Source organism: Micrococcus sp. EWR3.9.1 (assembly GCF_052615555.1).
This window is the reverse complement of record NZ_JBQXFD010000007.1, coordinates 1-18,624: the sequence shown is the minus strand read 5'-3', so window position 1 is coordinate 18,624 and position 18,624 is coordinate 1. Positions and strand designations below refer to the sequence as shown.

Sequence of the window (18,624 nt, the reverse complement as noted above, 5' to 3'; positions counted from 1 at the left end):
CCCAGCGGCGCTCTCGTTCGAGGAACGGGAGCTCAGCCGCGCAGCATCCTCGGCACCGGAACGGCCCTTCTCAGGGACTGAAGAGCGCTGAGAAGGGTCATATCGGTGCCACGGCGCCTCTCGGCCCCGCCCCTCACCCCCAGCCCGCCGGCCCCGCCGACCCGGCCGGGTACTCGTCCAGCGGCACCTCCTCGGCCTCCCACGCGGCGAGCACCGGCGCCAGGATCCGCCAGCACTCCTCGGCGGCGTCGCCGCGCACGCTCAGCAGCGTCTGCCCGGTGAGGATGCCGCGCAGCACCTCCCCGTAGGCGTCCACCTGCTCCTCGCCCAGGTCGGCGGCGAGGGTGCGCCGCTCGGCGTCGAACGGGGTGTCGGCCCCGTCCACGGCGAGCTCGATCCGCACCTCGCGCGGGTCCAGGCCCACCACGATCCGGTCCCGGCCCTCCGCGGGCGAGAGGCCCTCCGGCACGTCCTCGGGCGCCCGCAGGGTCAGCGCCACCTCCCACCGCTTCCGGCCCAGCGCCTTGCCGGAGCGCAGCCGGAACGGCACGCCGCGCCACCGCTCGGTGTCCACGGCGAGGGTGACCTCGGCCAGCGTCTCGGTCCGCAGCCCGGGGTCCACGCCCTCCTCCTCCGCGTAGGCGGGGATCCGCTCGCCGTCCACCTCGCCGGCGGTGTAGCGGGCGCGGCGGGAGGCGGCCACGGGGTCGTCCTGCCACACCCGGGTGGCGCGCAGGACCTCGACGACGGCGTCGTGCAGTTCCTGCGGACGCAGCCGCTCCGGCGGCTCGAGCGCCGCCATGGCCAGCACCTGCAGCAGGTGCGACTGGACCATGTCCTTTAGCGCGCCGGTGCCGTCGTAGAACTCGGCGCGCCCCTCGAGCGCGATCGTCTCGTCCACCACCACGTCGACCCGCTCCACGTCACGCCCGCCCCACACGCGCCCCAGCAGCCGGTTCGCGGTGCGCAGCCCGAGCAGCGCGGTGACCATGGACTCGCCCAGGAAGTGGTCCACGCGGAACACGCGGTCCTCCTCGACGACGTCGGCCAGCACCGCGTTGAGCTCGCGGGCGCTCTCCTCGTCCTCGCCGAACGGCTTCTCCAGGGCCAGGCGCAGCCCGTCCGGCAGGTCTTCCAAGCCGGCGAGCGCGCCCACGGCCTCCCGCGTGATGCCGGGGCCGAGGGCGAAGTACAGCACGGGCGCGGCGTCCGGGCCGGCGGCCTCGCGGGCCGTCTCGAACAGGGCGCGCAGGTCGTCGGCGTCCGTGGCGTCGGCGGTGTGCCACGCGGCGCGCGCGACGAGGTCCTCGACCTCGTCCTCGTCCAGGGCGGCGCCCGCGAGGCCCTCGCGCACGATCGAGCGCCACTCGTCCGTGCTGTGCTCGCTGTGGGAGGAGCCCACGAGCGTCACCCGCGGCAGGTCGTGGGCGGCCAGCGCACCGGCCAGGCCGGGCAGCAGCAGGCGCGAGGTGAGGTCACCGGTGGCGCCCAGGATGATCAGGGCGACATCGTCGCGGTCGGCGGGGGAGGTCATGGGTGTCCTTCGGCGTCGGCGGCGGGCGGTCCCGGCCAGTCTCCCGTCGGCCCGCCGATCCAGTCCATGCGTGCCCGTCCATGCGTGCCCGTCCATGCCCGCCGGGCCGGGCGCGGCCTCAGCCCTGGCCCGCCGCGCGTCGCGGATGATGGACTGGAGGGCATGACCACGACGACCCCCCGCCGCCCGCCGCTCATCGAGGACCACGCGTACCTGTCCAACCAGCACTCGGGGGCGCTCGTCACCCGCGAGGGGGACGTGACGTGGCTGTGCCTGCCCCGGTTCGACGCCCCGTCCGTATTCACCTCCCTGCTGGGCGAGCCGGAGCACGGGCAGTGGAGCCTGCGGATCGCCGACGGCGAGGTCGTGGAGCGCGCCTACCTGCCCGGCACGCTCGTGCTGCGCACGCGCTGGCGCGGCCCCGAGGGGGAGGCGGAGGTCCTCGAGTTCATGCCGCTGACCAGCCATCGCGGCTCCGGCGTGGCGGTGGACGACGACGGCGGCGCGCTCGCCTCGACGGGCGAGGGCGAACAGGCCCGGGCGGACCTGGTGCGGCTCGTGCGCTGCACCGCCGGCCGCGTGAGCGTGGAGCAGCGGCTCCACGTCCGGCTGGACTACGGCGAGGTGATCCCGTGGGTGTCCCGGCAGACCGACCCGGCGGGGGAGTCCTTCCTCGCGGTGGTCGCCGGCGGCGACGCCCTGGCCGTGCACGGGCCGGACCTGAGCCCGGACGGGCTGAGCCACCGCGGCAGCACCCCGCTGGAGGAGGGCGGGTCCGCCGCATGGACGCTCGCCTGGTACCCCTCGTGGTTCATGGCGCCGGCCGCCCCGAACGCGGAGCGGGCCCTCGAGGCCACCGTGGCCGGCTGGGTGGAGTGGCTGGGCGAGCTGGAGGCCACCGGCCCGCGCGCCGACCGGGTGGCCCGCTCCGTGCTGGTGCTCAAGGGCCTGACCCACCGGGACACGGGCGGCATCGTGGCCGCCCCCACCGCGAGCCTGCCGGAGGACATCGGGGGCGTGCGCAACTGGGACTACCGCTACGTGTGGCTGCGGGACACCGCCCTCACCCTCGAGGCGCTCATGGCCCACAACCACACGGAGGACGCCAAGGCCTGGCGGGACTGGCTGCTGCGCGCGATCGCCGGCGACCCGCAGGACGTGCAGATCATGTATACGCTCTCCGGCGGGCGCCGCATGCCCGAGCGGGACCTCGAGCACCTGCCCGGCTACGAGGGCTCGCGCCCCGTGCACGTGGGCAACGGGGCCGCGGACCAGTGGCAGGCGGACGTGATCGGCACGGTGATGCTCGCCCTCGGGAAGCTGCGGGACGCGGGCGTGGGGGAGGACCCGTGGTCCTGGACGCTGCAGAAGCGGCTCGTGGAGCGCCTGCTGGCGCACCGGGACACGAAGGAGCACGGCCTGTGGGAGATGCGGGGCGAGCCCGCGTTCTTCACGCACGGCCGCGTGATGATGTGGGCCGCCCTGGACCAGGCCCTGCACGCCGCCCGGGACCACGGGCTGCCGGCCCGCGACGACGAGCTCGAGGCCTGGGAGCGGGCGCGGGAGGAGCTGCGGGAGGAGATCCTCACCGAGGGCGTGGACGAGGACGGCGCCTTCCGGCAGACCTACGGCTCCACGGAGACGGACGCCTCCCTGCTGCAGATCCCCCACACCGGCTTCGTGCCCCACGACGATCCGCACATGCTCGCCACGGTGGCCCGCGTGGAGGAGGACCTCGTCACCCAGACCGGCCTGGTGATGCGGTACCGCGCCACCGGCATGGACGGGCTGCCGGGCGAGGAGGCGCCGTTCATCATGTGCGCCTTCTGGCTCGTGGAGCAGTACGCCCGATCCGGCCGCGTCGAGGACGCGGAGCGCCTCATGGCCCGCCTGGACGACTGTGCCAACGACCTGCTGCTCATGGCCGAGGAGTACGACGACGAGCTGGACCGGATGGCGGGCAACTTCCCGCAGGCGTTCTCCCACCTGGGCCTGATCCGCGCCGTGGACGCCCTGGAGGACGCCCGCGGCGCGGCCGAGGCCTGACCGTCCGCCCCGTCAGTCCAGCCGCTCGACGGCCCCCAGCGCCGTGAGCAGGAACGCGTACTCCCACGCGGTGTCCTCCCAGCCCTGGTACCGGCCGGAGGCGCCCCCGTGCCCACCGTCCATCTCGGTGCGCAGCAGCACGGGCGCGCCGCCGTCGGCCAGCGGCCTCGCCTGGTCCGAGGTGACGGTGCAGCGCAGCTGCGCCACCCACTTGGCGGGCTCCACGTAGAGCACGCGGGTGTCGTGCAGGCTGGTGACCGCGGCGATCGCCGGGTAGTCCACCGCCCGCACGTTCTCGTAGGGGGTGTACGCGCGCATGGCCGCGTACACCTCGGGGTCCTCGATCGGGTTGCCCCACTCCTCCCACTCGAGCGCGGACAGCGGCAGCTCCGGGTCGAGGATGGTGGTGAGCGCGTCCACGAACGGCACCACGGCCAGGCACGCCCGGTACAGCTCCGGCGCGAGGTTCAGCACCGCGCCCATGAGCAGGCCGCCGGCCGAGCCGCCCATGCAGGCCACGCGCGCCGGGTCCGCCCAGCCGAGGTCCACGAGGTGCCGGGTGGCGTCCACGAAGTCCGTGAAGGAGTGCCGCTTGGCCAGCTTCTTGCCGTCCTCGTACCAGCGCCGGCCCAGTTCGCCGCCGCCGCGCACGTGCGCGACCGCGAACACCACGCCCCGGTCCAGCAGGGACAGCCGGGCCACACCCAGCACGGGGTCCATGGACATCTCGTAGGAGCCGTAGCCGTACACCACGCACGGGGCCGTCCCGTCCGGCTTCACGTCGCGGTGCCGGATCACGGTGACGGGGATCCGCACGTCCTCCCCGGTCACCGACGACGGCTCGGAGGCCGGCGCCCACACGCGCTCGGCCACGTAGTCGGCCGGGTCGTAGCCGGGCACCTCCGTCTCGCGGCGCAGGTGCACCTCGCCGGTCGCCGCCGAGACGTCCAGCACGCGCGCGGGCGTGATCCAGGACGTGTAGGCCAGCCGCAGGAACGGGGACTCGGCCGCCGTCGCGGACAGATGGCACGCGTAGAGCTCCTCGTCGAACGCGGGCTCGCGCCAGTGCGCGGCCTGCCCGGCCAGCACGGCGTCCAGCTCGGTGACGACGACGCGCGGGGTCGTCTCCCGGCGCACGGCCAGGGCGGCGTGGGTCAGGGTGACCATGACACCGTCGACCTTCACGTCCTCGCGGTGCGGCACGACGGTGCGCCAGGCGCCGCGGTCGGCGACGTCCGCCTCGGCGACCACCGAGAGCATCCCGTTGGGCGCGGCGACGGGGGCGCCGTCGTCGTCCAGGGCGCGGTCGTGGACCACGAGCAGCCGGCGGACGCCGTCGGCGTCGGTGACGGGCTCGACGTCGGCGAGCATCCGCCACGCGCGGGGGATCAGCACGCGCGGGGCCGGCAGGGGCGCGGCGGGGTCCTCCGGCAGGTCGACCACGAGGGTCTCGGAGACCTCCGAGTTGCCGACGCCGATCAGCAGCTGGGTGCGGTCGGCCACGCCCTCGAAGCCGGTCCACATGCCCGGGTCGGCCTCCTCGTGCAGGATCACGTCCTCGGCCGGGTCGGTGCCGAGCACGTGGGCCTTGACCTGGTACGGCCGCCACGAGTCGTCCCACACGGTGTAGAACACGCGGGTGCCCGAGCGGTCGAAGCGGACGCCGTGGGCCACGTTCTCGACCACGTCCGGCAGGTCCTCGCCCGTGGCGATCTCGCGCACGCGCAGGGTGAAGCGCTCGTCGCCGGTGTGGTCCACGGCGTAGGCCACCCGGGTGGCGTCCGGGCTGATGTGCAGGCCGCCGAGCGCGAAGAACGGGTGGCCCTCGGCCTCGGCGTTGCCGTCCAGGATCACCTGCTCGCCCGGCAGGGCGGCGTCCGGGGTGATGACGGGCGGGGTCCAGTCGGCCTCCAGGTCGCCGGTGTCGCGTGCGGGCACGCGGCAGTGGATCGGGTACTCGGCGCCCTCGCGGGTGCGCACGAAGTACCACCACCCGTCCCGGCGGGCGGGCACGGAGCGGTCCGTCTCCACCGTGCGGGCCTTGATCTCGCCGACGATCGCCTCGCGCAGCGGCGCCTGGTCCGCGGTCACGGCCTCGGTGTACGCGTTCTCGGCGGCCAGGTGCTCGAGCACGCGGGGCTCCGCCTTGCCGCGCAGCCACTCGAAGTCGTCCTGGAACGTGTGGCCGTGGTGGCGTCGGGTCACGGGCTCGGCGGAGACGGACGGCGGAACGGGGGCGTGCGAAGTGGTCTGGGGCATGCGGCCCATCCCATCACGCCGCGCGGGGCGGGGCCGACACCCCGCGCCGCACACGACGACGGCGGCGCACCGGTCCGGTGCGCCGCCGTCGGGGGTGGCGGGTCAGTTCAGGCCGAGGGCCGCCCGGACCACGCCGAGCCCGAAGTACGCGACGAACGCGAGCGCCACGAACCACAGCAGCGGGTGCACCTCGCGGCCGCGGCCCTGGCCCGTGCGGATCACCGCGTAGGCCACCACGCCGGCGCCGATGCCGTTGACGATCGAGTAGGTGAACGGCATGAGGATGAACGTGAGGAACGCGGGGAAGGCCGCGCCCGGGTCGGACCAGTCGATCTGCACCACGTGCTGGCACATCATGAACCCGACCACCACGAGCGCGGGGGCCACGGCCTCGAACGGCACGAGGTGGATGAGCGGGGAGAGGAACACGGCCGCGAGGAAGAACAGGCCGGTGAACACGGAGGCCAGGCCGGTCCGGGCGCCCTCGCCGATGCCGGTGCCGGACTCCACGAAGATCTGGTGCGCCGAGCCGGAGGCGCCACCGCCCACCGTGACCGCGAGCGCGTCCGCGGCGAGCACCCGGTTCAGGTCGGGGATGGAGCCGTCCGGGTTCACGGTGCCGGCCTCGCGGGCCAGGCCCACGGAGACGCCCATCGCGTCGAAGAACACGGAGAGCAGGATCGCGAACACGAGCAGGGAGGCCATCAGCCCGCCCACGGAGGTGAAGGCGCCGAACAGGTCCACGCTGCCGAGCAGGTGCAGGTCCGGGGCGGTCCACTCGGGCAGGGAGGGGGCGATCAGGGACCAGCCGGTGGGCACGGCGTTCCCGTCGGCGTCCACGGAGGGGCCGATGTGGAACACGGCCTCCAGCACGTTGGCGAGGATCGTCGCCGCGACGATGCCGATCAGGATGGCGCCGCGCACCTTGCGGATCACGAGGACCGCGGTCAGCAGCAGCCCGACGACGAAGACCAGCACGGGCCAGCCCTCGAGCTCGCCGCCCGTGCCCAGGCCCACCGGGACCGTGGTGTCGGCGGCGTCCGGCAGCCGCCGCACGAACCCGGCGTTGACGAGGCCGATCAGCGCGATGAACAGGCCGATGCCCACCACGATGCCGGACTTCAGCGCCTCCGGGACCGCGTCGAACACGGCGCGGCGGAAGCCGGTGACCACGAGCAGGAGCATCACGAGACCGGCGAGGGTGACGAGGCCCATCAGCTGGGGCCAGGTGAGCCCCGGCGTCGTGGCGATGGTGATGGAGACGAACGCGGAGACGCCCAGGCCCGCGGCCACCGCGAACGGGTGCCGCGCCCACACGCCCATGACGATGGTCATGACGCCCGCCACGAGCGCGGTGACGGCGGCCACGGCGGGGATGCCCAGGGTGTTCCCGGCCGAGTCGGGCCCGGACAGGATCAGCGGGTTCAGCACCACGATGTAGCTCATCGCCAGGAACGTGGCGAGGCCGCCGCGGAACTCCTGGCCCACCGACGAGCCGCGCTCGGTGATGCGGAAGTACCGGTCCAGGGCGCCGCGGGGAGCGGCGGTGGACGGGGCGGGCGAGGGCGGTGGAGAGGCGGTGCGGGAGGCCATGGCACCAGCGTAGTGACCCGGTCCCACGACGATGGCGCGCGTGCCGTCCCGCTACGCTCGCGGGCATGCGTCCCCGCTCCGCCTCCGCCGCCCGCACCCGGGAGGCGCTGCGCGACGCCGTGCAGATCTACGCCCCCTCCACCGTCTACGCCGTCGGCCTGGGCGCCATGACGCCCGCGCTCGCGGTGGCGGCGCTGGCCCTCGGCCTGGACGCGGCGCGGGCGGCCGCCGTCGTGCTGCTGGTGGGGCTCGGCTCGCTCGTGGCCAACGGGCCGGCCTCGGCGCTCGCGGCCCGGGCGGGGGAGCGGGTCACCATGGTCGTCTCCGCCGGGCTCGGCACGGTCGGCGCGGGCCTGGCCTGGGCGACGACGGCCGGGGTGTCCTCCGGGCCCTCGGCGGCGGGGGTGGCCGAGCCGGGGCGGTTGGCGCTGTTCCTGGCCGCGGTGCTCGCCGTGGGCATGGCCGGGGCCGGGTTCAACCTGGCCCGCCAGGCGTACCTGGCGGTGGCGGTGCCGGCCACGCACCGGGCCCGCGCGATGTCCACGCTCGGCGGGACCGTGCGGATCGGGACGTTCCTGGGCCCGTTCCTGGGTGCCGCCGCGCAGGCCCCGCTCGGGCTGGACGGCGCGTTCGCCGCGGCCGCCGCGGCCATGGCCGTCGGCGCCCTGCTGTGCCTGCGGATCCGGGATCTGCCGGTGCCGGCGTCCGATCCGGCGGCGGGGGAGGAGCCCGGCCCGGCCGGTCGACCCCGGCTGCTGGACGTGGCGCGCGCCCGGCGCGGGGCGTTGCTCACGGCCGGCTTCGGTGTCGTGGCCGTCTCCGCCGCCCGCGCGGCGCGCAACGCCGTCATCCCGCTGTGGGCCACGCACCTGGGCCTGGACGCGGCGACGGCGTCGCTCGTCTTCGGCCTGGCCGGCGCGGCGGACCTGCTGCTCTTCTACCCCTCGGGTCGGCTCATGGACCGCTTCGGCCGGCGCGCTGTGGCGGTGCCGTGCCTGACCCTGCTGGGGGCGGGGTTCCTGGCGATCAGCCTCACCCGGGAGCCGACGGCGTTCGCGGCGGCGGCGGTGCTGCTGGGCATCGGCAACGGCTTCGGCGCGGGGATCGTGATGACCCTCGGGGCGGACCACTCGCCGCCGAACGCGCGCGCCCCGTTCCTCGGTCTGTGGCGCTCGATGTCCGACGCGGGGATGCTCGCCGGGCCGCTGCTGCTCTCCGGGGCGACCGCCGCGGCCGGGCTGGCCGTCGGCGTCGGCTCCCTCGCGGTCGTCTGCGGTGTCGGAGCGGTCGTGTTCGCCGCGGTGCTGCCGCGCGGGCCTGGGGCTGTGGCGGACCCGCCGCCCGTCGTCGTGCGCCCCCGCTGACCGGGGCGCCGGACCATCGGCTCAGTCGGCGGTCTCGTCCGGGGGGATGGTCTGCCCGGAGGCCTGGTCGTCGAAGACCATGTACGTCTGCGTGTCGACGACGCTCGGCAGGGTCTGCAGTTCGTCGAAGATCACACGGCGCAGGTCGGCGGTGTCCCGCGCGCGGACCAGCAGGATCACGTCCATGTTCCCGCCCACGAGGGAGACGTGGGAGACCTCGGGGATGGCCAGAAGCGTGGCGCGCAGCTCGCGCCAGTCGTGCTGACGCAGCTTCATGGTCACGTGGGCGGAGGCCCCGAAGCCGACCTTGACGGGGTCGACCCGCACGGTGAAGCCTGTGATCACGCCCGCGTCCTGCAGGCGGTTCAGACGCGAGTAGCAGTGCGCGCGGGAGATGTGCACGCGCTCGGCCAGGGCCGCGACGGACATCCGCCCGTCCTGCGTCAGTTCGCGGACGATCGCGCGGTCCACGCGGTCCAGCGGCTCGGCGGCCATGGCTCCTCCTGGGGCGGGGCGGACGGGGTCGGCCACGCGGCGGCGGACCGTCTACGTGGCACGAGTCACCATAGCAGTTCGTCCGATGGAGTGCCTGGTTTGCACCCGATTGTCTCGTGCTCCCGGGCGGGCGAGCGACACATTGACCCTCTTGGGCACACTGAAGGCCACAGATCGAGAGGACCCGCCATGAGTGACCCCACCCCCGCCGTGCCCGGGGCCGCCCGGACCGACGAGGCCGAGACCCGCCCGAACGCCGGCGCCGCCTTCGGCATCTCCCTCGAGGAGTACCTGCTCCCCGCCGCCCGCCGCATCCAGCTGATCGGCGAGGACGGCACTCTGCTGGCCCCGGAGGAGCAGGGCACCGAGCCCGGCCACGAGTATCCCCTGCCCTCCGACGAGGAGCTGTTGGCCGCCTACCGCCACCTCGTCATCGGCCGCCGCGTCAACGACCAGGCCTACGCCCTGGTGCGTCAGGGCCGCATGGCCGTCTACCCGTCCTCACACGGCCAGGAGGCCTCCGAGGTCGCCGCCGCCGTCTGCCTGGGCGAGGACGACTGGCTGTTCCCGACCTACCGCGACACCGTGGCCGTGATCGCCCGCGGCGTCCCGCCGCTCGAGGTGATGGTGGCCTACCAGGGCACCTGGCATCAGGGCTACGACCCCCAGAGGCACCACGTCTCCATCCAGTCCACGCCCCTGACCACCCAGATGCTGCACGCCGTCGGGATGGCCAAGGCCGCCCGCCTGCGCGGCGAGGAGGTCGTGTGCCTGGCCATGGTCGGCGACGGCGGCACCTCCGAGGGCGACTTCCACGAGGCGCTGAACTTCGCGGCCGTGTTCAAGCTGCCGGTGATCTTCTTCGTGCAGAACAACAAGTTCGCCATCTCCGTGCCGTTCGCCAAGCAGTCGGCTGCCCCGTCCCTGGCCCACAAGGCCGTGGGCTACGGCCTGGCCGGCGAGCGCGTGGACGGCAACGACCTCGGCGCCCTGCTGGCCGTGCTGGGCCGCGCCGTGGACCTGTGCCGGCAGGGCCAGGGCCCCTTCCTCGTGGAGGCGGACACCTACCGCATGCAGGCGCACACCAACACGGACGACCCCTCGCGCTACCGCGACGACGCCGAGGTGAAGGAGTGGGAGGCGCGCGACCCGCTGCGCCGCATGACCGCCTACCTCGAGTCCACCGGCGCCCTCACCGAGGAGGTCTCGGCCCAGATCGCCCGCGACGCCGAGGACGTCGCGCAGCAGCTGCGCGACGCCATGAACGCCGAGACGGAGCTCGATCCGCTCGAGCTGTTCGACCACGTCTACTCCGTGCAGACCCCGCAGCTCGCCGCCCAACGCGCGCAGCTGGCCGAGGAGCTGTCCCGTTCCGAGAACCAGGAGGCCTGAGCATGGCGACCCTGACCTTCGCCGCCGCGCTCAACGCGGCGCTGGCCGACGAGATGGCCGCCGACGACATGGTGGTGGTGTTCGGCGAGGACGTCGGCACCCTCGGCGGCGTCTTCCGCATCACGGACGGGCTGACCACGCGCTTCGGCGAGGAGCGCTGCTTCGACACCCCGCTGGCCGAGTCCGGCATCGCGGGCATGGCCGTGGGCATGGCCCTCGGCGGCGCCCGCCCCGTGATCGAGATGCAGTTCGACGCGTTCGCGTACCCGGCCTTCGAGCAGATCGCCTCGCACGTGGCCAAGATGCGCAACCGCACCAAGGGCGCCACGCCCATGCCGATCACCATCCGCATCCCCTACGGCGGCGGCATCGGCGGCGTGGAGCACCACTGCGACTCCTCCGAGTCCTACTACGCGCACACCCCGGGCCTGAAGGTGTACACCCCGGCCTCGGTGAAGGACGCGTACATGATGCTGCGCTCGGCCATCCGCCTGGACGACCCGGTGGTCTTCATGGAGCCCAAGAAGATGTACTGGACCAAGGCCGAGCTCGACCTCGACCAGCTGCGCGCCGAGTTCGAGAAGGGCTGGGCCCGCGTCAAGGACAAGAAGGAGCACGGTGAGGCCTGGGCGCGCGCCGCCGTCGTCCGCGAGGGCACGGACGTCACCCTCGTCTCCTACGGCCCCTCCGTGCCCACCTGCCTCGCCGCCGCCCACGCGGCCGCGGAGGAGGGGCTCTCGGTGGAGGTCGTGGACCTGCGCACCGTGAACCCGCTGGACGAGGACACGATGACCGCCTCGGTCGCCAAGACCGGCCGCGCCGTCGTCGTCGCCGAGCCGCAGGGCTTCGCGTCCGTGGCCTCCGAGCTGGTGGCTCGGATCCAGCAGCGCTGCTTCCATTCGCTGGCGGCGCCCGTGGGCCGCGTGACCGGCTTCGACATCCCGTTCCCCGCGCCGAAGCTCGAGGAGCACCACCTGCCGAACATCGACCGCATCCTGGACGCGATCGACGACCTGAACTGGGACCTGGACGCCGAGGAGGCCCGCGCATGAGCAACACCTTCCTGCTGCCCGACCTGGGCGAGGGCCTGACCGAGGCCGACATCGTCCGCTGGCTCGTCGCCGAGGGCGACACCGTGGCCGTCGACCAGCCCATGGTCGAGGTCGAGACCGCCAAGGCCCTCGTCGAGGTGCCGAGCCCGTACGCCGGCACCGTGCTGACCCTGCACGGCGCCGAGGGCGAGACCATGGACGTCGGCAGCCCGCTGATCACCATCGGCGCGGCCGGCGAGTCCGATGAGGGCTCCGCGCCCGTCGCCGGCACCGAGTCCCTGGCCGTCCCGCCGTCCACCGGTGCGGCCGCGGCCGAGGCCGCCCGCCCCGGCGCGCTGAGCTACCGCGAGGAGGAGATGGCCGGCGTCCAGCCGAAGCCGGACAAGGCCCGCGGCGGCGACGGGGACGTCGCCGGCTCCGACGACGAGGCCTCCGGCGCCGTGCTCATCGGCTACGGCACCTCCGGCCACAAGACCACCTCCCGCAGCCGTCCGTCCAAGCGCGGCCGCGGCGCCGCCCGCCCGACGCCGGCCCCCACGGCCTTGGCCGGCGCCCCGCGCGTAACCTCCCCGATCGTCCGCAAGCTCGCCCGCGAGAAGGGCGTGGACGTGGCCGCGCTGACCGGCACGGGCCCGGACGGCCTGATCACCCGCGCCGACGTGCTCACCGCGGCCGAGGGCTCCGCCCCGCAGGCCGCCCCGACCCCGGCCCCGTCGGCCGCTGCCGCCCCGGCGGCCGCGGCCACCGCGCAGCCGGGCGCCGTGGACGGGCGGACCGGCCTGGCCGTCGTCGCCCGCACCCCGATCACGGGGGTGCGCAAGGTGATCGCGGACCAGCTCTCCCGCTCGCGCCGCGAGGTCCCGGAGGTCACGGCGTGGCTGGACGTGGACGTCACCGCCCTGCTCGAGCTGCGGGCCGCGCTCAAGGCGAAGGACCCGGAGAACGCGCCCTCGCTGCTCGGCCTGATCGCCCGCTTCACCCTGGCCGGCCTGCGCCGGTACCCGGTGATGAACGCGCGCATCGAGGCCGGGGCGGACGGCAAGGACGAGATCGTGGAGGTCGACGGCGTCCACCTCGGCCTGGCCGTGCAGACCGACCGCGGCCTCATGGTGCCGTCCGTCGAGCACGCGGAGAAGCTGTCCGCGGACGACCTCACCGCCGCCATCAACGACACCGTCAGCCGCGCCCGCGCGGGCCGGGCCGCCCCGGCCGAGCTCACCCGCGGCACGTTCACGCTGAACAACTACGGCCCGCTGGGCACGGACGGCGCCACGCCGATCATCAACGTGCCCGAGGTCGGGATGCTCGGCATCGGCCGGATCATCGACCGCCCGTGGGTCGTGGACGGGGAGATCGTGGTCCGCAAGGTCACCGAGATGACCGTGACCTTCGACCACCGCGTCACCGACGGCGCCACCGCGAGCGCGTTCCTCACGTTCGTGGCGGACTGCCTCCACGATCCGACGGCGGCCCTCGCCCGGATCTGATCCGGACGATCCCGGCCCGCCCCGACCCCGGACGAGCCCTGCGACGTGGCGGCCATTCCTCGCGGATGGCCGCCCCATCGCAGGGCTCGTCGTCTGGTGGGGGGGCGGTGAGCGTGCGGGGAGCGGCGGTCAGTCCGCGCGGCCGCGGCGGAAGGCCGTGCCGAGCGCGCCCCACAGCAGGACCGCGGGGGAGGCGCTGAGCAGGATCCCGGCCGGCTCGGCCGCCGGGTGGGGGCCGGCGCCGCTGGTCGCGGGGGTGTCGAGGGTGAGGGCCAGCAGCGTCAGCCCGGCCGCCAGGCCCGCGACGCCCAGGGACCAGAGCGTGGCCTCCACGCCGCGGGCGCCGCGCGGTGCGGGCCGCGGTGCGCCGTCGTACCGGGCGAACGGCACGGCGAGCAGGCCCCAGGCGGCGGACACGAGCGCCGCGGCGGCCATGTCCGACGGCCGGTGCCAGGCCTCCGTGTAGGCGACGGCGCCGGTGCAGGAGCTCACCACGGCGCCGAGGACGGTGGTGAGAGGTCGCCACCGGGCGGGCACGAGCAGCAGCGCGGCCACCGCGGCGCCCGTCGCGAGCGTCATGTGGCCCGAGGGCAGTGAGTTGCCGCCGGACCACGGGACCCCGTCGGCGTGCTCGGGCCGCGGAAGCGCCGCCTTGAGCAGCTGCGTGGTGAGGTTGGACCCGGCCAGCACGAGGAGGGCGAGCATCCCCCGCCGCCGCCACCGGGCCACGGCGAGCGCGCCGAGCGAGGCCAGCGCCATGCCGACCGCCAGCCCGAGCGGCAGGATCCGCACCACCTGGGAGGCCACGTCCGGCACGGTGTCCCCGTAGCGCTCCTCGACGGCGCGGAACACCTGGTACTCGAGCACCTGGCCGGCGGAGGACCACACCAGGGCGGCGTAGACCAGCACGACGCCGGCCACGCACGCGGCCAGCGCCAGCCACCACGTCCACGAGGGGAGGCGGCGCGGGGCGCGGGTGGTGGGGGGCATGGGTTCCATTGTGTCGGACGCGCAGCCGTCATGCAGGCTTCATCGGACGGTCACGCCTCCGTCGCCGTCCCGTCCTCCGCGCCCCTGAGCCGCCTGCCTAGCCTGGGGCCATGACCCGCGTGCCCCCCGCCCACGGACATCGCCCGGCCCTCCGCGACTCCACCGGCTCGGCCCCCGGCCCGGGTGCCGAACCGGGCGCCCGGCCCCGTCTCTCGGCCGAGGACCTGCTGGCCGCCCGGGACGCCCTGGCCCCGTTCGGCCGGCTGAGCCGGCAGGAGCCCATCGAGTGGGCCGCCGAGGAGCCCCTCGCCCCGGACCTGGCCGACTTCTACCGCTACGTGGGGCCGGAGTGGCTGGAGATCGACACCCTCGGCCTGCCCGTGATGTTCTTCCCGCTGGACCGCCTCTGGGACGAGCAGGCCGGCTACCGGTGGAACCACCGCACCGGTGCCCTGCTGGTGGACTGGAACGAGGACTGGACGGTGGTGGCCAAGCAGGGCGCCGACCCGTTCATCCACGCGGCCTCCACCGGTCAGGTGCTCATGGCCCCGGGAGACGAGGGCTGGGAGGACCGCCTGGACGAGCCGCGACCGGTCTTCCGGGACCTCACGGAGATGACCCGCGCGCTCGCGGCCGTGGGCACGGCGTGGGCGCGCTTCGACGACCCGTTCACCGTCGACTGGCATCTCACCGAGGAGGTGACGACCGCCGTCGTCGCCGGCCTGGAGGAGGTGCTCGGCGCCCACGACCGCGCCGTGGACCTGGCCCGAGCCCTCGGCTACCTCCGCGCCGTCTGAGCGTCGGCGCCGCCGCGGGAGCCCCACCCCGCCGGCGCCCGTCGGAACGGGAGCCGAGCGCCCTTCCTACACTGGCCGCATGAGCACCGCCCCCGCCCTGCCCCCGCTGCCCGGCGCGCCGGGCGGTCCCGCCCTGCCGAGCATCGAGGAGCTGCTGGCCGACGCCGTCGCGGTCGCCCTGCCGATGCGCGTGCGGTTCCGCGGCACGGACCTGCGCCACGCCCTGCTGCTGCGCGGCCCGGCGGGCTGGGCCGAGTTCTCCCCGTTCCCGGAGTACGGTCCGCACGAGTGCGCCGCGTGGCTGGCCGCCGCGATCGAGGCCGGCTGGCAGGGCTGGCCCGCCCCGGTCCGCGAGACGGTCCCCGTCAACGCCACCGTGCCCGCGGTGGCCGCGGACGACGTCGAGGCCGTCCTGGCCCGCTACGGCGACGGCATCACCGCGGTCAAGGTCAAGGTGGCGGAGCACGGCCCCGAGGGCGAGCTCGTCCCCGGCAGCCGCGAGGCCGACCTGGCCCGCGTGCGGCGGGTGCGCGCGCTGCTGCCCCACGCGCAGGTCCGCGTCGACGCCAACGCCGGCTGGACGCCCACCGAGGCCGTGGACGTGCTCACCGCGCTGGCCGACGTGGGCCTCGAGTACGCGGAGCAGCCCGTGCCCGGCATCACCGACCTCGCGGAGGTCCGCGCGGAGCTGCGCGCCCGGGGCGTCCCCACCCCGATCGCCGCGGACGAGGCGGTCCGCAAGGCCGAGGACCCCCTCGCCGTCGCGGCCGCCGGCGCCGCGGACCTGATCGTGGTGAAGGTCCAGCCGCTCGGGGGCGTGCGCCGGGCCGCGGCGATCGTGGCGGCCGCGGGGCTGCCCGCGGTGGTCTCCTCAGCGCTGGACACCTCCGTGGGCATTGCCGGCGGCGCCGCGCTCGCCGCCTGCCTGCCGTCCCTGCCGCACGCATGCGGGCTCGGCACCGCGGCCCTCTTCGAGCACGACGTCGTCGCCCCGGCCTGGCGCCCACGCGCGGGGGCCCTCCCGGCACCGGGGGAGCGGGCCCCCGCCCCCGACCCGGAGCTGCTCGACCGCGTCCGGGCGGACGGGGCGCGGCAGGCGTGGTGGGCCGACCGCCTGCGCGCGGCCCACGCGGTGCTGGCCGCGCAGGGCTGACGGGCCCGCCCGGTCCCCGTCGACGCGGGGCATGTGAGCCGGATTACAGCACGTCAACGGGACGAAATCCGGCGGCCGGGAAGAGTTCAACTCGCGGCCACCTGGGCGTGGCTCGCCGCTCGGAGCGAGGGGCCAAGGTGATGGCAGCCCCGGCCGGCCTCACCCCCGGGGTCGCCTCCGGCCCGGCACCGGACCCCGAACCATCCCCACGACGCGAAGGACCCCGTCATGCTGAAGCGCCTCCTCCCCATGGCCGGCCACACCCGTGGCAACCGCTCCGCCGTCACGTGCGAGCTCAAGTGCGGCAACGCGTGCGCCCACCCGGTGCCCAACACCTCGGCGAACCCGACCTTCCAGCAGATCGCGGAGACCGCCATCTCGCGCCGCTCCGCCCTGGTCGGCGGCACCGGCCTCGCCGCCGCCGTCGTCATCGGCTCCCAGGTGGCCCAGGCCCCCGAGGCGCTCGCGGACAACGGCCGGCGCCCGACCGGCGGCGGCAAGCTCCCCTTCGAGCCCATCGCCCCGGTGACCCGCACCGTGGACACCATGACCGTGCCGGAGGGCTACGACTGGGGCACCGTGATCCGCTGGGGCGACCCGCTGTTCGCCGACTCCCCGGAGTTCGACATCGAGCACCAGACCGGTGCGTCGCAGGCCGCCCAGTTCGGCTACAACAACGACTACCTGAACATCATCACCGACGGCGGCAACGACCGCTCCGGCTACCTCGTCTCCAACCACGAGTACACCAACGAGAACATCATGTTCTCCCCGGAGTACATCGCCTCGAACTTCGAGGACATCGTCAACGTCGGCCTCCAGGCCCACGGCCTGTCCATCGTGGACCTCAAGCGCGCCAAGCGCGGCGCCCAGTGGGAGTACGTCCGCGGCGGCCGCCGCAACCGCCGCATCACCGGCACCACCGAGTTCGAGGTCCGCGGCCCGGCCGCCGGCCACGCGCTGCTCACGACCGTCGAGGACCCGACCGGCACCCGCGTGCTGGGCACCCTGAACAACTGCGCCGGCGGCACCACCCCGTGGGGCACCGTGCTCTCCGGCGAGGAGAACTTCAACCAGTACTTCAAGGGCCGCGGCACGGCCGAGGAGAAGCGCTACGGCATCTCCGCCGCCGCCACCAGCCGCGGCTGGGAGAAGGTCCACGACCGCTTCGACCTGACCAAGCCCGGCTACGAGAACGAGGCCAACCGCTTCGGCTGGGTCGTCGAGATCGACCCCGAGGACCCCACCTCCACGCCCGTGAAGCACACCCTCCTGGGCCGCTTCAAGCACGAGGCCGGCACCGCCGTGATCTCCCCGTCCGGCCACGCCGTGGTCTACTCCGGCGACGACGAGCGCCACGACTACCTGTACAAGTTCGTCTCGGCCGAGAAGGTCCGCGACGGCGACAAGAAGCACAACATGCGCCTGATGGACAAGGGCACCCTCTACGTGGCCAAGTTCTCCGGCGACTCCCCGGCCGCCCAGATCGACGGCAGGGGCACCCTGCCCTCGGACGGCGCCTTCGACGGCTCCGGCGAGTGGATCGCCCTGGCCGACGAGAAGACGTCCTTCGTCCCGGGCATGTCCCTGGCCGAGGTCCTCGTCTACACCCGCCTCGCGGCAGACAAGATGGGCGCCACCAAGATGGACCGCCCGGAGGACGTCGAGACCAACCCGGTCACCGGCAAGGTCTACGCGGCCCTGACCAACAACACCAAGCGCACCGCCGTGGACGAGGCCAACCCGGTCATCGGCAACCGCGACGGCCACGTCATCGAGATCACCGAGCGGGGCGGGGATCACACCTCCACCACCTTCACCTGGGTCATCCTGCTGCTCGCCGGCGACCCGGCGGTCTCCTCCTCGGCCTACTTCGCCGGCTACCCGAAGGAGAAGGTCTCCCCGATCTCCTGCCCGGACAACCTGGCGTTCGACTCGGAGGGCAACCTCTGGATCTCCACCGACGGCCAGCCCGGCACCATCGGCTACGCCGACGCGCTGCACAAGGTCACCCTCGACGGCGCCGAGCGCGGCCGCGTCCAGCAGTTCCTCGCTGTCCCCCGCGACGCCGAGACCTGCGGCCCCGTGATCCACGACCGCGACAACTCCGTGTTCGTCAACGTCCAGCACCCGGGCGAGGACGGCACCTGGGGCGCGCACACCTCCTCCTTCCCGGACTTCCTGAGCCCGACCGGCCCGGTCCAGGTGGGCGACAAGGTCGCGGCCCCGCGTCCGAGCGTCGTCCAGGTGTTCAACGCCACCGGGAACAACGGCATCGGCAAGGGCGCCGGCAAGGAGAAGGGCAACAAGGGCAAGGGCAACAACGGCAAGGGCAACGGCAAGGGCCCGAAGGGCTGACCCCCGCCTCCGCGAGGACCCTCGACGAGGCCGTCACGGCCGGCGCCACCGCGTCACCGTGGCGGCCTCGCCGCGTCCGGGGCCCGTCCGCGCCCGGGCCTAGA

General features: G+C 74.6%; 13 protein-coding genes. 8 read left to right on the top strand and 5 right to left on the bottom strand.

Annotated elements, in window-relative coordinates:
- Positions 1-133: 133 nt before the first annotated feature.
- Positions 134-1,534 (bottom strand): glucose-6-phosphate dehydrogenase, encoded by a 1,401-nt coding sequence (locus ACUJ8O_RS06100; protein WP_010080320.1) that lies wholly within the window; start codon positions 1,532-1,534, stop codon positions 134-136.
- 162 nt (positions 1,535-1,696) lie between these two features.
- On the opposite strand from ACUJ8O_RS06100, the gene ACUJ8O_RS06095 reads away from it, so the two are divergent.
- Positions 1,697-3,580, top strand: a complete 1,884-nt coding sequence (locus ACUJ8O_RS06095) for a glycoside hydrolase family 15 protein (RefSeq protein ID WP_445373236.1) — start codon at positions 1,697-1,699, stop codon at positions 3,578-3,580.
- 12 nt (positions 3,581-3,592) lie between these two features.
- Here ACUJ8O_RS06095 and ACUJ8O_RS06090 read toward each other — a convergent pair whose 3' ends face one another.
- Positions 3,593-5,839 (bottom strand): S9 family peptidase, encoded by a 2,247-nt coding sequence (locus ACUJ8O_RS06090; RefSeq protein WP_170748105.1) that lies wholly within the window; start codon positions 5,837-5,839, stop codon positions 3,593-3,595.
- Positions 5,840-5,941: 102 nt separating this feature from the next.
- On the bottom strand, positions 5,942-7,432 hold the full coding sequence (locus ACUJ8O_RS06085) for an NCS2 family permease (RefSeq protein ID WP_036382947.1): 1,491 nt from the start codon (positions 7,430-7,432) through the stop codon (positions 5,942-5,944).
- 65 nt (positions 7,433-7,497) lie between these two features.
- Here ACUJ8O_RS06085 and ACUJ8O_RS06080 point away from each other — a divergent pair, with 65 nt between their 5' ends.
- Positions 7,498-8,796 (top strand): MFS transporter, encoded by a 1,299-nt coding sequence (locus tag ACUJ8O_RS06080; RefSeq protein ID WP_052007026.1) that lies wholly within the window; start codon positions 7,498-7,500, stop codon positions 8,794-8,796.
- 21 nt (positions 8,797-8,817) lie between these two features.
- On the opposite strand, the gene ACUJ8O_RS06075 is transcribed toward ACUJ8O_RS06080, so the two are convergent.
- Positions 8,818-9,291: an Lrp/AsnC family transcriptional regulator gene (locus ACUJ8O_RS06075; protein ID WP_036316705.1), complete on the bottom strand. Its 474-nt coding sequence runs from the start codon at positions 9,289-9,291 to the stop codon at positions 8,818-8,820.
- A 189-nt stretch (positions 9,292-9,480) separates the two neighbouring features.
- On the opposite strand from ACUJ8O_RS06075, the gene ACUJ8O_RS06070 reads away from it, so the two are divergent.
- The 3 genes from ACUJ8O_RS06070 to ACUJ8O_RS06060 are packed head-to-tail and all read left to right on the top strand — an operon-like array spanning position 9,481 to position 13,222.
- The gene (locus ACUJ8O_RS06070) at positions 9,481-10,683 is read left to right on the top strand and encodes a thiamine pyrophosphate-dependent enzyme (protein WP_036339448.1); all 1,203 of its coding nucleotides are present in this window, start codon (positions 9,481-9,483) and stop codon (positions 10,681-10,683) included.
- A 2-nt stretch (positions 10,684-10,685) separates the two neighbouring features.
- A complete protein-coding gene (locus ACUJ8O_RS06065) occupies positions 10,686-11,735 on the top strand; it encodes an alpha-ketoacid dehydrogenase subunit beta (protein WP_036339445.1) in 1,050 nt (349 codons plus the stop codon).
- Positions 11,732-13,222 (top strand): dihydrolipoamide acetyltransferase family protein, encoded by a 1,491-nt coding sequence (locus tag ACUJ8O_RS06060; protein WP_036339442.1) that lies wholly within the window; start codon positions 11,732-11,734, stop codon positions 13,220-13,222. Before ACUJ8O_RS06065 ends, ACUJ8O_RS06060 begins: the two co-directional genes overlap by 4 nt.
- Before the next feature lie 129 nt (positions 13,223-13,351).
- Here ACUJ8O_RS06060 and ACUJ8O_RS06055 read toward each other — a convergent pair whose 3' ends face one another.
- On the bottom strand, positions 13,352-14,212 hold the full coding sequence (locus tag ACUJ8O_RS06055; protein WP_440314268.1) for a phosphatase PAP2 family protein: 861 nt from the start codon (positions 14,210-14,212) through the stop codon (positions 13,352-13,354).
- Between the two features lie 110 nt (positions 14,213-14,322).
- On the opposite strand from ACUJ8O_RS06055, the gene ACUJ8O_RS06050 reads away from it, so the two are divergent.
- From ACUJ8O_RS06050 to ACUJ8O_RS06040, 3 genes are all read left to right on the top strand, one after another.
- Positions 14,323-15,009, top strand: a complete 687-nt coding sequence (locus tag ACUJ8O_RS06050; protein ID WP_206495897.1) for a hypothetical protein — start codon at positions 14,323-14,325, stop codon at positions 15,007-15,009.
- A 79-nt stretch (positions 15,010-15,088) separates the two neighbouring features.
- A complete protein-coding gene (locus ACUJ8O_RS06045; protein ID WP_445373235.1) occupies positions 15,089-16,162 on the top strand; it encodes an o-succinylbenzoate synthase in 1,074 nt (357 codons plus the stop codon).
- Between the two features lie 228 nt (positions 16,163-16,390).
- Positions 16,391-18,520 (top strand): PhoX family protein, encoded by a 2,130-nt coding sequence (locus tag ACUJ8O_RS06040; protein WP_445373234.1) that lies wholly within the window; start codon positions 16,391-16,393, stop codon positions 18,518-18,520.
- The last annotated feature ends 104 nt before the right edge of the window (positions 18,521-18,624 follow it).

Coding starts and splice junctions, on each gene's coding strand:
- ACUJ8O_RS06040 (WP_445373234.1), top strand. CDS start 16,391: ATGCTGAAGCGCCTCCTCCCCATGGCCGGCCACACCCGTGGCAACCGC.
- ACUJ8O_RS06070 (WP_036339448.1), top strand. CDS start 9,481: ATGAGTGACCCCACCCCCGCCGTGCCCGGGGCCGCCCGGACCGACGAG.
- ACUJ8O_RS06085 (WP_036382947.1), bottom strand. CDS start 7,432: ATGGCCTCCCGCACCGCCTCTCCACCGCCCTCGCCCGCCCCGTCCACC.
- ACUJ8O_RS06065 (WP_036339445.1), top strand. CDS start 10,686: ATGGCGACCCTGACCTTCGCCGCCGCGCTCAACGCGGCGCTGGCCGAC.
- ACUJ8O_RS06075 (WP_036316705.1), bottom strand. CDS start 9,291: ATGGCCGCCGAGCCGCTGGACCGCGTGGACCGCGCGATCGTCCGCGAA.
- ACUJ8O_RS06055 (WP_440314268.1), bottom strand. CDS start 14,212: ATGCCCCCCACCACCCGCGCCCCGCGCCGCCTCCCCTCGTGGACGTGG.
- ACUJ8O_RS06050 (WP_206495897.1), top strand. CDS start 14,323: ATGACCCGCGTGCCCCCCGCCCACGGACATCGCCCGGCCCTCCGCGAC.
- ACUJ8O_RS06095 (WP_445373236.1), top strand. CDS start 1,697: ATGACCACGACGACCCCCCGCCGCCCGCCGCTCATCGAGGACCACGCG.
- ACUJ8O_RS06045 (WP_445373235.1), top strand. CDS start 15,089: ATGAGCACCGCCCCCGCCCTGCCCCCGCTGCCCGGCGCGCCGGGCGGT.
- ACUJ8O_RS06100 (WP_010080320.1), bottom strand. CDS start 1,534: ATGACCTCCCCCGCCGACCGCGACGATGTCGCCCTGATCATCCTGGGC.
- ACUJ8O_RS06090 (WP_170748105.1), bottom strand. CDS start 5,839: ATGCCCCAGACCACTTCGCACGCCCCCGTTCCGCCGTCCGTCTCCGCC.
- ACUJ8O_RS06060 (WP_036339442.1), top strand. CDS start 11,732: ATGAGCAACACCTTCCTGCTGCCCGACCTGGGCGAGGGCCTGACCGAG.
- ACUJ8O_RS06080 (WP_052007026.1), top strand. CDS start 7,498: ATGCGTCCCCGCTCCGCCTCCGCCGCCCGCACCCGGGAGGCGCTGCGC.